The organism is Legionella londiniensis (assembly GCF_001467825.1).
Lineage (GTDB): Bacteria > Pseudomonadota > Gammaproteobacteria > Legionellales > Legionellaceae > Legionella_A > Legionella_A londiniensis.
Genome location: NZ_LNYK01000018.1, coordinates 1 through 12,567, shown reverse-complemented (window position 1 = coordinate 12,567; position 12,567 = coordinate 1). Strand labels below are relative to the sequence as shown.

Sequence of the window (12,567 nt, the reverse complement as noted above, 5' to 3'; positions counted from 1 at the left end):
GACCGTTGTGACTCCATTTTTATCTCGTCCATTGCTCTCGCTGCCATTGCTATTTGGGCATAATTAAATGGTGATTGAACCTAGTAACTCGGTTAGCTCAGTGTCATCATCAATAATGAGAATTTTATTATTCATTGCCTGGCTTCCTTGATAACATTCATACCCCGCCTGTCAACGCATTCAAGCAATTTGATTCTTCTGGCGTCAGCATTCAGGATGCGGAACTCAAAATTATCAATAACCAATGACTCTCCGCGTTTTGGCAGATAGCCAAAATTGGCCATTACAATCCCACCGACGGTATCATAAGTCTCATCACTGAAATTTGCATGCAATTGTTCATTAAATTCCTCTATAGGAGTGTGGGCCTTGATGATGAATTGGTGATTGCCATGGGCCTTGATGTAAGCTTCCTCATCGATATCAAACTCATCTTCAATGTCTCCAACAATCTGCTCGATGAGATCTTCAAGGGTTACAAACCCTGAGACTGCTCCATATTCATCAACCACAATGGCCATATGATTGCGGTTGCTGCGGAACTCACTGAGTAAAAAGTTAAGCCGCTTGCTTTCGGGCACAAAGGTCGCTTCACGGACAATATCCTGCAAATCAAAGGCGCTTTCCTGGGTTTGAAAACGCAACAAATCTTTCGCGTGCAGTATTCCGATGACGTCATCTATGCTTTCTCCCAGCACAGGAAAACGAGAATGCCCAGATTGGGTCACAATATCCAAAACTTCCTGAAACGTTGCATCCTCGGGGATGTAGGTCATCTGTTTTTTGGGCAACATAATATCTCGGACTTTCATTTGTGAAAAAATGATAACGCCTTCAATCATGGCTAAAGTTTCCGCGTCAATTAAAGAGCGGATCTGGGCATCGCGCAGCAAGTTAATTAATTCCTCTTTGTTTTGCGGCTCAATCTGCAATAATTGTTTTAAACGAACGAACCACTTGCTCTCATCTTCTTTACTCAATTTCATCTTCCTCTGTTGAATAAGGATTCTCAAAACCAAGATCCAGTAATAATCTTACCTCAATTGCCTGCATGATTTTTGCGTCTTCTTCCTTGATGTGATCATAACCCAACAGGTGGAGCACACCGTGTATCACAATATGCGCCCAATGCGCAGTCAAGGGCTTTTGTAGGGATTCACTTTCTTTTTTTAATACAGAAGGGCAGATAACAACATCGCCAAGGAGAGGATGCTCAAGCTCTATGCCTGAAGGTATGTTTGCAGGAAAAGCGAGAACATTGGTTTCTTTATTCTGGTGCCTGTAGAGATGATTGAGCTGAATCATTTCTTCCGGGTCAACCATTCTCAAGCCAAGTTCAGCGGTATTCTTATGGTTATGGAGCGCGCGTTGAACCCAGTTTGTTAAGGTATTATCATCAACAGGGGCAGGCTCTTTCGAAGCATGTTGAATATCTATTTGAAAGGTCATTGTTTATAATCCCTTAATTCTTCATCATATTGATCAATGATTTTTGAAACCAAAGGATGCCTGACTACTTCACGGCTGGTGAATAAATGAACATCTATCTCATCTACCGGTTTTAACAGTTGCACAGCATGCGCAAGCCCTGAATCAGTGCCTTTGGGCAAGTCCACCTGGGTCATGTCCCCTGTGACCACCGTTTTAGAACCAAATCCAATTCGGGTGAGAAACATTTTCATTTGCATAATGGTTGTATTCTGCGCTTCGTCTAAAATGATAAATGCCTCATTCAATGTTCTGCCGCGCATGAATGCCAGGGGCAAGACTTCAATGACGTCACTTTGTATTAACTTCTGGGCTTCCTTAAAGCCTATCATTTCATAAAGCGCATCATAAATAGGCCGAAGATAGGGAAGCACTTTTTCTACCAGATCGCCTGGAAGAAATCCAAGTTTTTCTCCGGCTTCAACTGCGGGACGTACGAATACCAAACGCTGAACTTCGCCGCGCTCAAAATATTCTATCGCTTTGGCGACAGCAAGATAAGTTTTACCGGTTCCTGCAGGTCCTACCGCAAAGGTTAAATCCCGGTTGTCGATGCTGTTTAGATATTCAGCCTGCTTGCTGTTTCGGGGAGCAATGATTTTGCGGCTTAATTTGATATGTTTCGTCATATTCGTGTGATTTTCCTCGATGTTTAATAAGGATGCAATGAGTTGGCTGTCAATAGGATTGGTTGCATAGGGGTGCAGCTTTATCAGAATTTTCTTGGCGCGGTTAATATTGTGCCTGGACAGTCCTTTCAGAAGAATGGAATTATGACTGGGTTTGATGCTGACATTAAAAATGGATTCCAGCATATTAATATTTTGGTGCAAGGATCCACATAGATTTGCAAGTTCATTTGCGTTAAATACTGGATTTACCAGAGAATCATGTAATAACTGACTGCTCAACTTCTTTTACATTATTTGTCTATATATAATAGCATAGTGCATGAGTTCGACAGTTCGCAAGTAAAAGCTTGGCGTCGACTGTATACCCTATCTGTCTGTTAATTTGCATCTCATAAAGTATAATTAAAATTACGAGGATTCAAGGCAGAAGTTATTTGTTTTTTTACGCTTTATGATAGATCTACATTGCCACAGCCATTATTCAGATGGCGTATTAAGCCCGAGGCAGCTGGTTAGGAAAGCAGTGAATAGTGGCGTTCGCATGCTGGCGCTGACTGATCATGATACAGTGGCCGGCTTGCGAGACTTTAAAATAGCTGCGGCGTCAGAAAACATCCATGTTATTAATGGCGTTGAATTGAGCGCGCGGTGGAAAAAACATGATATCCACATTCTTGGCCTTGCGATTGATCCTGAGAATGAAGCATTAAAGCGATTGCTTTTTACCCAAAGACAAAACAGGCAAATACGCGCTTTGAAAATTTCTCAACTCTTAGCGAGTTGCGGGATTGAGAGCGCACTGGAAAAAGCTCGAAGTATTGCAAAACAAGGAGAGATTGGCAGGCCTCATTTTGCTGAGGTTCTGGTGAGGGAAGGTTATGCAGCCGATTTTCAGGGGGCATTTACCAAATTCTTGGGCAGAGGACGCAAAGCGTATGTTGATACGCAATGGGCAGGCTTGAATGATGCAGTTGCGGGAATTATCGCGGCAGGAGGCCAGGCAGTGATAGCGCATCCCCTGAAATATAATTTAACCCGAACAAAACTTCTTGAACTCATTGCTGCTTTTAAAGATGCCGGAGGCATAGGGTTAGAGGTAGTTTCTGGAGACACAAGCGAGCTGCAGATAAATGATCTTTGCATGCTCTGTGAGAAGCTTAACCTTTTGGCTTCTACGGGCTCTGATTATCATGGAGACAGTTTTTCACGTATAAGTCTTGGCCAGCAGCCAAAATTACCGCTAAACTGTATCCCTATCTGGCATCAATGGACTCTTCAACCAGGAACATTATGACACAGTTTTTTGCAATACATCCTGATAATCCCCAAGCGCGCCTTTTACGCCAGGCCGCAAATATTGTTGAAAATAAAGGCTTGATCGTTTATCCCACTGATTCTGGCTATGCATTTGGATGTGCTCTTGGAAATAAATCAGCAATGGAACGGATAAGGCGCTTAAGACAACTGGATAAGCACCATAACATGACTTTGGTTTGCAGGGATTTATCCCAGTTGGGGACATATGCCGTGGTTTCTAACCCAATTTTTCGGTTGCTTAAGGCATTTACCCCGGGATCGTATACCTTCATTCTTAAAGCAACCCGTGAGGTTCCAAGATTAATGCTGCACCCGAGGCGTCGAACTCTGGGTTTGCGGGTGCCGGATAACCTCATTGCCTTATCCCTTTTGGAAACGCTTGAGGCGCCATTAATGAGCACGACATTAATCCTTCCCGGAGCCAAGGCACCCTTAAGTGAGCCCGAAGCGATAAGGGATATCCTGGGTGATCAGGTTGATTTAATCATTGATGCTGGCGTTTGCGGGCGAGAACCCACTACCGTGGTGGATTTAACAGCTGATTATCCAGTTATAGTGCGTATTGGAAAGGGCGATCCCACCCCTTTTGAATAATTTTTTCTATTGTTTTAATTGAGGATTTGAATGTCATCGTTATTCAGTGCCAATAAAAGGGTTGTTTCCGGAATGAGAGCCAGTGGATACCTCCACCTTGGCCACTATCATGGCGTATTAAAAAACTGGCTTAAACTGCAGCATCAGTTTGATTGCTTTTTCTTTGTGGCTGACTGGCACGGGCTGACCACTAATTATGATTCCCCTGGCAACATGGAAAATTATATTTGGGAAATGGTTATTGATTGGCTGGCTTGCGGCATTAATCCCAGCCTTTCTCGTTTGTTCATTCAATCCTGGGTTCCAGAACATGCTGAATTGCATCTCTTGCTGTCGATGATCACACCGTTAGGTTGGCTGGAACGCGTACCCAGTTTTAAAGAGCAGCAAGAAAAACTTCATGAGAAAGATTTATCTACATATGGTTTTTTAGGTTACCCTTTATTGCAGAGCGCTGATGTTCTGCTTTACAAAGCTGATTATGTACCCGTAGGAGAAGATCAGGCGCCGCATGTTGAATTAATGCGGGAAATCGCTCGCCGTTTCAATTACTTATATGGCCGAGAGCCCAATTTTGAGGCAGCGGTTAGTGATGCCATCAAAAAAATGGGAAAGAAAAATGGCAAATTATATATGCAACTGCGCACAAAGTTTCAGCAGGAAGGTTGCCATGAGTCTTTGAATACAGCCCGCGCCTTGTTAGCCAATCAATCCAATCTATCCATAGGAGATAAAGAGAGGTTATTAGGCTATCTGGATGGCGAGGGTAAAATTATTCTGCCTGAACCGCAAATTTTGTTGACTGAGCATGCTAAAATGCCTGGCCTTGATGGCAATAAAATGTCCAAATCTTATCATAATACCATCAGCTTGCGGGAAGAGCCGGAACAGGTGGAGAAAAAGATCCTGACCATGCCCACTGATCCTGCCCGAGTAAAACGGACTGATCCAGGAGAACCCGAACGTTGTCCCTTATGGCAGTTTCATAAGGTATATTCTGACGATAAGATACAGCAATGGGCGCAGACGGGATGCAGGACTGCGGGAATTGGATGCGTTGATTGCAAAAGGCCTGTGATTGATGCCATTAATCAGGAATTAAAGCCAATACAGGCTGCGGTTAAGGATTACAAAGAAGACATGGGATCTCTCAAGCGTATTATTGCTGAAGGCAGCGAGCTTGCCCGCGAAGAAGCCAATAAAACGCTTGAGGATATTCGAGAAGCTATGGGCCTGGATTATTAGGCTCTAATATGGATTCTTTGCAAGACTCTGATGAAAATGAAGTTATAGCGATTGTTTCCGGGGAACCAATTAAGCAACTTCCGGGGGATTTATATATCCCGCCCGATGCTTTGCGTGTCATGCTTGATTCCTTCAGTGGCCCGTTAGACTTGTTATTGTATCTGATCCGAAAACAAAACTTGGACATCCTGAATATCCCTATAACATTGATTACCAGGCAATATATGCAGTACATTGAGGCAGCCAAACAAAGTCGCCTTGAGTTAGCTGCCGATTATCTGGTGATGGCGGCCTGGCTTGCCGAAATCAAATCCAGAATGCTGCTGCCGGCGAGATCAAATTCAGGGGTTGAAGAGGAAGAAGATCCGCGCGCCGTACTCATTAAGCGGTTACAACAGTATGAACAGTTTAAACTTGCGACAGATAATCTTGATTGCTTGCCAAGAAGGGAAAGGGATGTGTTTCCGATTTGTCTCAAAACTTCCGGTATTACGGCTTTAAAAATCCATCCAGATATTGAGTTATGTTGGCTGACAGAGGCGCTTCAGAAGCTCCTTTCTCAGAAAAAGCATTTTAGCCGTCATCAGATTGCCCGTGAGCCATTATCAGTTCGTGAGCGCATGAATACGATTTTAGCGTTTTTGCAGGAAAAGCCACTTACAGAGTTCAGCGCATTTTACACCTACGAGGAAGGCCGCATGGGAGTTATTGTTTCCTTTTTGGCTATACTTGAATTATCAAAACAATCTTTGTTAATCATTATACAGGCTGATTTATTTTCTCCTATCCATTTGAAGGCAAATTGATGAATGATATTGAGTTAAAGCTCATCATTGAGGCTTTATTGATGAGCAGCCATGAACCTCTCTCCATTGAGAAGATTCGCTCGGCATTCGAGGGAGAAGCAATGCCCAGTGCACAAGAAATCCACCATGCAATCGCAGAGCTTGCCCGCGACTATAAAGAGAGGGCAATAGAGCTTAAAACACTGGCAAGCGGTTTTTCCTTGCAGACTAAAGCCTGTTACAGCCCATGGATAGCAAGACTCATGGCGGAAAAACCGGTAAAATATTCTCGTGCGCTACTGGAAACCCTGGCAATAATTGCCTATAAGCAACCTGTGAGTAGGGCGGAAATTGAAGAGATACGCGGTGTGGCAGTAAGCTCGACCATCATGAAAACTCTGCTTGAACGAGAGTGGATAAGGATTGCAGGCCACCGCGATGTTCCAGGCAAGCCTGCTGTGTATGTGACGACCAAGAGTTTTCTCGATTATTTTAACCTGAGGACTTTAAATGAATTGCCTCCTTTGGAATCAGGTGTATTAGCCCATGAACAATGAACGACTACAAAAAATATTAAGCCAGGCTGGTCTTGGCTCAAGACGGGAAATGGAGCGTATTATAGAACAAGGCTTGGTTCATATTAATGGCAGAGAGGCCAAACTGGGAGATGTAGCCAGCGCTGAAGATAAGATAAGCGTTCGCGGGCGTATTATACCTAACCCATTAAAAATTGTGCAAAGAACTCGAATACTTCTTTATCACAAGCCTGTCGGTGAAATCTCCAGTCGATTTGATCCTAAACACCCCAAAACAGTTTTTGATACTTTGCCGCATTTAAAGCAGGGACGTTGGGTTCAAGTCGGGCGGCTGGATATCAATACTTCGGGTTTATTGATATTTACGAATAACGGAGAGCTTGCAAATAGGCTGATGCATCCCCGTTTTGAAATTGAAAGAGAATATGCGGTGCGTGTGCGTGGCGAGGTTACCCAGGAAATCATTAAAAAATTGTTAAAAGGGGTTGAGCTTGAAGATGGTTTTGCTCAATTTAAGCATATCGAATACCGCGGCGGCAGCGGGGCAAACGCATGGTACCATGTTGTCATAACCGAAGGCAGAAACCGTGAAGTCAGAAGGCTTTGGCAGTCCCAGGGACTTGAAGTCAGCCGATTGATCCGCATCCGGTATGGCCATTTGGCGATGCCGCGTTCTTTGGCACGCGGTGAATATATAGAATTGCCGCCTGATGAAGTGGAAGCCTTTATTGCGGCATTATAGATAGCAGGCTTGGGCCTTGTAATATTTTTTATAAACCGCCAAGGGCGCCTTGGCAATAAAGTTATTTTGGATGATTGATGAGTAAAAGATGTAAACGTCCACCTGATTTAGCACCCCACATTGCTGTTATTGAATCATTTAGCCATGATGGGCGCGGAATCGCAAGAATCAATGGTAAAATCACATTTATAGAAGAAGCGCTGCCTGAAGAAGAAGTGACTTTTCAATACTTGCGGCAAAAGCGTGATTTTGATGAAGGGCGCGTACTTTCCATATTAAACCCTTCAAAAATTCGTACGGAGGCACGCTGCCTGCATTATTCATTGTGCGGCGGTTGTTCTTTGCAACATCTTGAGGCAAAGGCACAAATAATCGAAAAACAAAAACTGTTGCTTGATTTATTATCGCGCATTGGACACACTCGGCCTGAAACAGTATTCGCTCCTTTGACAGGTCCCCACTGGCATTATCGGAATAAAGCCCGCTTAAGCGTTCGTTTTGTAGAAAAAAAAGATAAAACATTAATAGGCTTCCGTGAGAAAAATAACCCGAGATTTATTGCTGAAATTAATAACTGTCCCATTTTAAACCAAAAAGTAGATTCAGAAATCGCCAATCTTCGCACGTTAATCGATTCATTCAGTAATCCACGGGCCATTGCCCAAATTGAAGTAGCAGCAGGCGATGAAACGGTAGCTCTGATTTTTCGTAATCTTTCCACATTAACGTCTTCAGACGAGAAAAAGCTGATTCAATTTGCGCAAAAAACAGGCTTTAGAATTTTTCTGCAGCCTGCAGGGCCCGATAGCATTTACACACTTTATCCTGAAGATAGCAACACTTTTTTGACCTATCGTCTTCCGGAAGAAGATATTGTTTTCCATTTTCATCCTGGCGATTTTACCCAGGTTAATCCGCAATTGAATCGCATCATGGTGAAATTTGCCTTGAATTTATTAGATCTGAATAAAAATGACACCGTGCTTGACTTATTTTGTGGTTTGGGCAACTTTTCCTTGCCCATCGCAAAATACGCAGCTCATGTTACGGGTATAGAGGGCAGCGCAGAAATGGTCAATAGAGCCCGTATGAATGCAGAAAGCAACGGCCTTAGGAATGCAGAATTTTTCGCGGCAAACCTGGAAGATGAATCTGTCCTTAAAACATATGCCAACTCAAATTTTACCAAGCTTTTGCTGGATCCTCCAAGAGCCGGCGCATTGGCAGTGGCGAAACAAATTCACCATATTTACCCTCAGCGTATTGTATATGTTTCCTGTAATCCTGCAACCTTGGCAAGAGATGCTGATATTTTGGTGAATCAGCAGGGCTATCGCATGCTTGGGGCTGGCGTTATGGACATGTTTCCGCATACTGCTCATGTGGAATCAATTGCATTATTTGAAAGAAGGTAAGCCTTATGGTCAGAGTGAAAGAAAATACCCCTTTACTGGCAGATGGCAGCATTGATGTCGAGCTTTGGCTGCAGCAATTGGGAAGCAAAGGGTATTTTCAGGATCTGGATTTAATTCGCAATGCTTGTACATTAAGCCAGCTTGCCGGGCAAGAAAATGCCACAGAAACCGGTGAATCCTGTTTTCAGCAGGGGTTAGCTATGGCTGATGTCTTGGCTGATTTGGAAGTGGACCAGGAAACGCTTGCGGCTGCAATTATTTATGAAAGCGTGCATTATGCTGAATTGTCACTTGACGTTGTTGAAGAGCAATTGGGTTCGAATATCGCAAAATTGGTAAAAGGCATTGAAAAGATGAATGCGCTTTCCAATTTTCATGTGCTGAATAAATATCCCCAGAGCAAACATCAAATTGATAATATTCGTAAAATGCTGCTTGCAATGGTTGATGATGTTCGGGTAGTTCTGATTAAACTTGCTGAGCAGTTATGTATTTTGCGCTCTCAAGCACCAATCCCTGATGTGATGTCAAGACAAATTGCGACTGATGCAATGGAAATTTTTGCACCACTGGCTAACCGCTTGGGGATTGGCGCCATCAAATGGGAAATGGAAGATCTGGCTTTTCGCAGGTTGCATCCTGAGGAATATAAAGCTATCGCCAAAGGTTTGAAAGCAAAACGCCTTGAGCGTGATAAATTCGTCGATGAAATTGTTGAAGAATTAAACCATCAAATTAAAAATCTTGGATTTCAGCACTTTGCTGTATATGGCCGTTCCAAGCACATTCACAGCATTTACCGGAAAATGCTGCGGAAAAATGTTCCTCTGGATGAAATCTATGATGCAACAGCAGTAAGAATTCTCGTTGAAACTGAAGCTCAATGTTATGCTGTTTTAGGATTGGTACATAGCTTATGGCACCAGGTTGCCGCTGAATTTGATGATTATATTGTTAACCCCAAACCAAATGGTTATCAATCTCTGCATACTGCGGTTAAAAGTCGGGAAGGCCGGGTATTTGAAGTCCAGATACGCACTTTTCAAATGCATGAGCAGGCAGAAATGGGAGTTGCTGCCCATTGGAAATATAAAGAAGGCGACAAGCAAAAACGAGAAAGCCACGAGCGGAAAATTGAATGGCTGCGTGAAGTACTGGCCTGGCACCGTGAAATGGCTGCTAACCAGGGCGTGTCAGAAGCGGTTGAATCAGAATTTCTAGACGATAGGGTGTATGTTTTTACACCAGATGGAGATGTCCTGGATCTGCCGAAAGGGGTCACTCCGCTCGATTTTGCCTATCATGTGCATAGTGAAGTAGGACACCGTTGCCGAGGCGCGAAAATTAACGGTCAAATTGTTCCTTTGACTTATACATTAAAGACTGGGGACAAAGTGGAAATTTTGACTGGAAAAGAATCAAAACCTTCCCGTGATTGGATTAACCCTCACTTGAATTACTTAAAAACCGCGCGCGCCAAGGCTAAAGTGTTGCATTGGTTTAAGCAGCAGGATTTTGATAAAAATAAGGCGGAAGGACAGGAAATTCTGGATAAGGAGCTTAAAGCTCTGGGTATTAAAAATGACCGCTTGCATGAGGTTGTTCATACCCTCAATTTCAAATCTCTCGATGATATGTATGCGGCTCTGGGACGGGGCGATCTGAAGCTTTCTCAAATCCTGAATCGATTAACCCCCTCAGAACCTGCAAAACCCGCCATCCAGAATATTGTTAAACCGCAAAGCAAACCAGAAATTTCCGGCAGTGATTTGCGGATTGAAGGAGTTGGTAACTTACTGACTCATATGGCAAGATGCTGCCAACCGGTACCTGGTGACGCCATTATTGGCTATATTACGGTTGGACGCGGTGTGTCCGTACACCGTCAGGACTGTCCTAATATCATTCATGCCAGTGAAAAACAACGGCAAAGATTTATACAAGTCAGTTGGGGCAGCGCCACTCGCGAGCATTATCTTGTGGATGTGTTAATCAGGGCATTTGACCGCGCTGGTTTGCTTCGCGATGTGACATCTTTGCTTGCTAATGAAAAAGCTCATGTTTACGCTTTGCAAACTAAATCCAATAAGCAGGATAATACTTCTTATATCACCCTGACTGTTGAAATTGATGGGTTGAACAGCCTGTCTCGGCTGCTTAGCAAACTGAATCAGATCCCTAATGTTTTGGAAGCGAAGAGACAGATTTAGGCCTTCTTATAGGATTTGTCCTGCGGCTTTTGTGCCAATCAAGACAAGGCGGCATTTGCAGCTAAAGAAAATCCAGGCTTACGGCTTCGCCTCATCTGGATTGCATTAGTTAACGGGAGCAACTAAATCACCAGCATCGACGAACACATCGAATGACGCGTCCCCAGCGATTGACTAAACAACGCTGTTGGCAATATCGGCTAACCCGGTACCAGCGAGTCCAGTAAACCGCGCGAGGATAGTATCGCGGACCATAATAATATCTATAAGGCCTATAGTGCCGATGATGCGGGTGCCCCCTGTAATGGGCAAGATGAACAGCTCGCGACTCGGCTAAATAACCGGTGGCAGTATTAGCTGCAGTTTTAGGCGATATCATTATTCCTGTCAGCAAAAACAGCATTGCCAGAATGAGTATTGGCAATGAGCATGGTATGATTAGCTCCCTGTTCATGGCATTATCCCTGATATTTGACCTTTATCAATGATTATAGATCAATTTGCACAATAAATGATCATTTATTGTGTTTTATAAAACCGGTATTCTCTTTGCGGTGTTTTTAAGGCGGGATACTGTTGCTGAAATCTCTATTGATGTTGTTTGCTTGTCTTGACAGCCACAATTATGCAGAAAATTCTCTACGGAATGTAAAAAATAACCGCGCCTTGCTCTTCTTTTATTGCCCAACTATAATTCTAAGTGTGTAATTAGAAATCAATCTCAAGAACAAGGATGCAGTTATGAGAAAATTAATTTTACCCTTATTTGTATTGGTTTCCAGCCTGTCGCTTGCAGGGTGTGGCGTTTATACAGCATCATGCGGCACAGCTTGCCCTACAACAAGATATGTGACAACCTACACGACGACCACTTGTTGCGCAACGTGCAGTCCATGTTATGGTTATGGATATAACTGGTATTAATAAATTCGCATAGCTTGTTTTTTGAGTTTTACTGATGAATGTGTTTCAGCACCCATTTCGGGTGCTGTTTTTTAAGCGGATACAGTTCCATCAGCCAGCAGGGTAAGCACATCACACTTTGCATGGTGAATAACCGCGTGAGCCGTGCTTCCCAGAAATGTTGGTATATTGCTTGGGCTGTGGCTGCCCATAATTATTAAATCACAAGCAATTTCGTTGGCCTTTTCAAGTACGTGAACTTTGATGGATCCTATTTCTACAAATTGCCGCTCAGCAGGAACCTCTAAAGCTTCCCCCAATACGCTCATGACTGCGATTGCATCATCTTTCACCGGCTTATCAAATTCAGCAAAGCCAAGGCCCTGAGCCAACTGAAGGATTTTAGGGGGTTCAATAACATGAATTAGATATAAGTTAGCGTTAAAACACTTTGCAATTTCAGCTGCTTTTTGACTCAAGTGAAAGTGATTTTTACTTAGATCAGTAGGATGCAAAATATTGGTGTACACAGCCATCCCTTAGCATAAAAGATTCATGTATAAAAGTTTAGATGAAAAGCCTCAAAAATATCAATCACTTTTATCAGAAAATCCTTTGCACTACTCCATTAAATTAATTTTGTCTTTTATCGTTGGGTAGAGACGTTTCAATTTTATCCTGTCGTTTTCTGCAGTAAATT

At 43.2% G+C, this 12,567-nt stretch carries 14 protein-coding genes; 9 read left to right on the top strand and 5 right to left on the bottom strand.

Annotated elements, in window-relative coordinates; translation table 11 throughout:
* Positions 1-131: 131 nt before the first annotated feature.
* From Llon_RS07770 to Llon_RS07760, 3 genes are read right to left on the bottom strand one after another with little or no spacing between them, the layout of a single operon-like run.
* The gene (locus tag Llon_RS07770; RefSeq protein WP_115336853.1) at positions 132-986 is read right to left on the bottom strand and encodes an HlyC/CorC family transporter; all 855 of its coding nucleotides are present in this window, start codon (positions 984-986) and stop codon (positions 132-134) included.
* A complete protein-coding gene (ybeY, locus tag Llon_RS07765) occupies positions 973-1,449 on the bottom strand; it encodes an rRNA maturation RNase YbeY (protein ID WP_058529512.1) in 477 nt (158 codons plus the stop codon). The genes Llon_RS07770 and ybeY overlap by 14 nt, the downstream gene beginning before the upstream one ends.
* The gene (locus Llon_RS07760; RefSeq protein WP_058529511.1) at positions 1,446-2,399 is read right to left on the bottom strand and encodes a PhoH family protein; all 954 of its coding nucleotides are present in this window, start codon (positions 2,397-2,399) and stop codon (positions 1,446-1,448) included. The genes ybeY and Llon_RS07760 overlap by 4 nt, the downstream gene beginning before the upstream one ends.
* 172 nt (positions 2,400-2,571) lie before the next feature.
* On the opposite strand from Llon_RS07760, the gene Llon_RS07755 reads away from it, so the two are divergent.
* The 8 genes from Llon_RS07755 (at position 2,572) to relA (ending at position 10,964) form a co-directional block, all read left to right on the top strand.
* The gene (locus Llon_RS07755) at positions 2,572-3,414 is read left to right on the top strand and encodes a PHP domain-containing protein (RefSeq protein ID WP_058529510.1); all 843 of its coding nucleotides are present in this window, start codon (positions 2,572-2,574) and stop codon (positions 3,412-3,414) included.
* Positions 3,411-4,031, top strand: coding sequence for an L-threonylcarbamoyladenylate synthase (locus Llon_RS07750; RefSeq protein WP_058529509.1), 621 nt, complete (start codon positions 3,411-3,413; stop codon positions 4,029-4,031). The genes Llon_RS07755 and Llon_RS07750 overlap by 4 nt, the downstream gene beginning before the upstream one ends.
* Before the next feature lie 30 nt (positions 4,032-4,061).
* Positions 4,062-5,276 (top strand): tryptophan--tRNA ligase, encoded by a 1,215-nt coding sequence (locus Llon_RS07745; protein ID WP_058529508.1) that lies wholly within the window; start codon positions 4,062-4,064, stop codon positions 5,274-5,276.
* A gap of 8 nt (positions 5,277-5,284) precedes the next feature.
* The gene (locus Llon_RS07740) at positions 5,285-6,082 is read left to right on the top strand and encodes a segregation and condensation protein A (RefSeq protein ID WP_058529507.1); all 798 of its coding nucleotides are present in this window, start codon (positions 5,285-5,287) and stop codon (positions 6,080-6,082) included.
* Positions 6,082-6,618, top strand: coding sequence for an SMC-Scp complex subunit ScpB (scpB, locus tag Llon_RS07735; RefSeq protein ID WP_058529506.1), 537 nt, complete (start codon positions 6,082-6,084; stop codon positions 6,616-6,618). Before Llon_RS07740 ends, scpB begins: the two co-directional genes overlap by 1 nt.
* Positions 6,608-7,339, top strand: coding sequence for a 23S rRNA pseudouridine(2605) synthase RluB (rluB, locus tag Llon_RS07730; RefSeq protein WP_058529505.1), 732 nt, complete (start codon positions 6,608-6,610; stop codon positions 7,337-7,339). Before scpB ends, rluB begins: the two co-directional genes overlap by 11 nt.
* 77 nt (positions 7,340-7,416) lie before the next feature.
* The gene (gene rlmD, locus Llon_RS07725; protein WP_058529504.1) at positions 7,417-8,754 is read left to right on the top strand and encodes a 23S rRNA (uracil(1939)-C(5))-methyltransferase RlmD; all 1,338 of its coding nucleotides are present in this window, start codon (positions 7,417-7,419) and stop codon (positions 8,752-8,754) included.
* A 5-nt stretch (positions 8,755-8,759) separates the two neighbouring features.
* On the top strand, positions 8,760-10,964 hold the full coding sequence (gene relA, locus Llon_RS07720; protein ID WP_058529503.1) for a GTP diphosphokinase: 2,205 nt from the start codon (positions 8,760-8,762) through the stop codon (positions 10,962-10,964).
* Between the two features lie 127 nt (positions 10,965-11,091).
* On the opposite strand, the gene Llon_RS11755 is transcribed toward relA, so the two are convergent.
* On the bottom strand, positions 11,092-11,418 hold the full coding sequence (locus Llon_RS11755; RefSeq protein WP_131754649.1) for a hypothetical protein: 327 nt from the start codon (positions 11,416-11,418) through the stop codon (positions 11,092-11,094).
* Between the two features lie 287 nt (positions 11,419-11,705).
* On the opposite strand from Llon_RS11755, the gene Llon_RS11415 reads away from it, so the two are divergent.
* The gene (locus Llon_RS11415; protein WP_131754650.1) at positions 11,706-11,888 is read left to right on the top strand and encodes a hypothetical protein; all 183 of its coding nucleotides are present in this window, start codon (positions 11,706-11,708) and stop codon (positions 11,886-11,888) included.
* Between the two features lie 71 nt (positions 11,889-11,959).
* Here the strand turns inward: Llon_RS11415 and Llon_RS07715 are convergent, their stop codons facing one another.
* The gene (locus tag Llon_RS07715) at positions 11,960-12,397 is read right to left on the bottom strand and encodes a universal stress protein (protein WP_058529513.1); all 438 of its coding nucleotides are present in this window, start codon (positions 12,395-12,397) and stop codon (positions 11,960-11,962) included.
* Positions 12,398-12,567 lie beyond the last annotated feature (170 nt).

Bases quoted from the DNA above. Each gene is read 5' to 3' on its own strand.
- ybeY (WP_058529512.1), bottom strand. From the start codon at position 1,449: ATGACCTTTCAAATAGATATTCAACATGCTTCGAAAGAGCCTGCCCCT.
- scpB (WP_058529506.1), top strand. From the start codon at position 6,082: ATGAATGATATTGAGTTAAAGCTCATCATTGAGGCTTTATTGATGAGC.
- Llon_RS07770 (WP_115336853.1), bottom strand. From the start codon at position 986: ATGAAATTGAGTAAAGAAGATGAGAGCAAGTGGTTCGTTCGTTTAAAA.
- Llon_RS07745 (WP_058529508.1), top strand. From the start codon at position 4,062: ATGTCATCGTTATTCAGTGCCAATAAAAGGGTTGTTTCCGGAATGAGA.
- Llon_RS11415 (WP_131754650.1), top strand. From the start codon at position 11,706: ATGAGAAAATTAATTTTACCCTTATTTGTATTGGTTTCCAGCCTGTCG.
- Llon_RS07740 (WP_058529507.1), top strand. From the start codon at position 5,285: ATGGATTCTTTGCAAGACTCTGATGAAAATGAAGTTATAGCGATTGTT.
- Llon_RS11755 (WP_131754649.1), bottom strand. From the start codon at position 11,418: ATGAACAGGGAGCTAATCATACCATGCTCATTGCCAATACTCATTCTG.
- rluB (WP_058529505.1), top strand. From the start codon at position 6,608: ATGAACAATGAACGACTACAAAAAATATTAAGCCAGGCTGGTCTTGGC.
- relA (WP_058529503.1), top strand. From the start codon at position 8,760: ATGGTCAGAGTGAAAGAAAATACCCCTTTACTGGCAGATGGCAGCATT.
- Llon_RS07750 (WP_058529509.1), top strand. From the start codon at position 3,411: ATGACACAGTTTTTTGCAATACATCCTGATAATCCCCAAGCGCGCCTT.
- rlmD (WP_058529504.1), top strand. From the start codon at position 7,417: ATGAGTAAAAGATGTAAACGTCCACCTGATTTAGCACCCCACATTGCT.
- Llon_RS07755 (WP_058529510.1), top strand. From the start codon at position 2,572: ATGATAGATCTACATTGCCACAGCCATTATTCAGATGGCGTATTAAGC.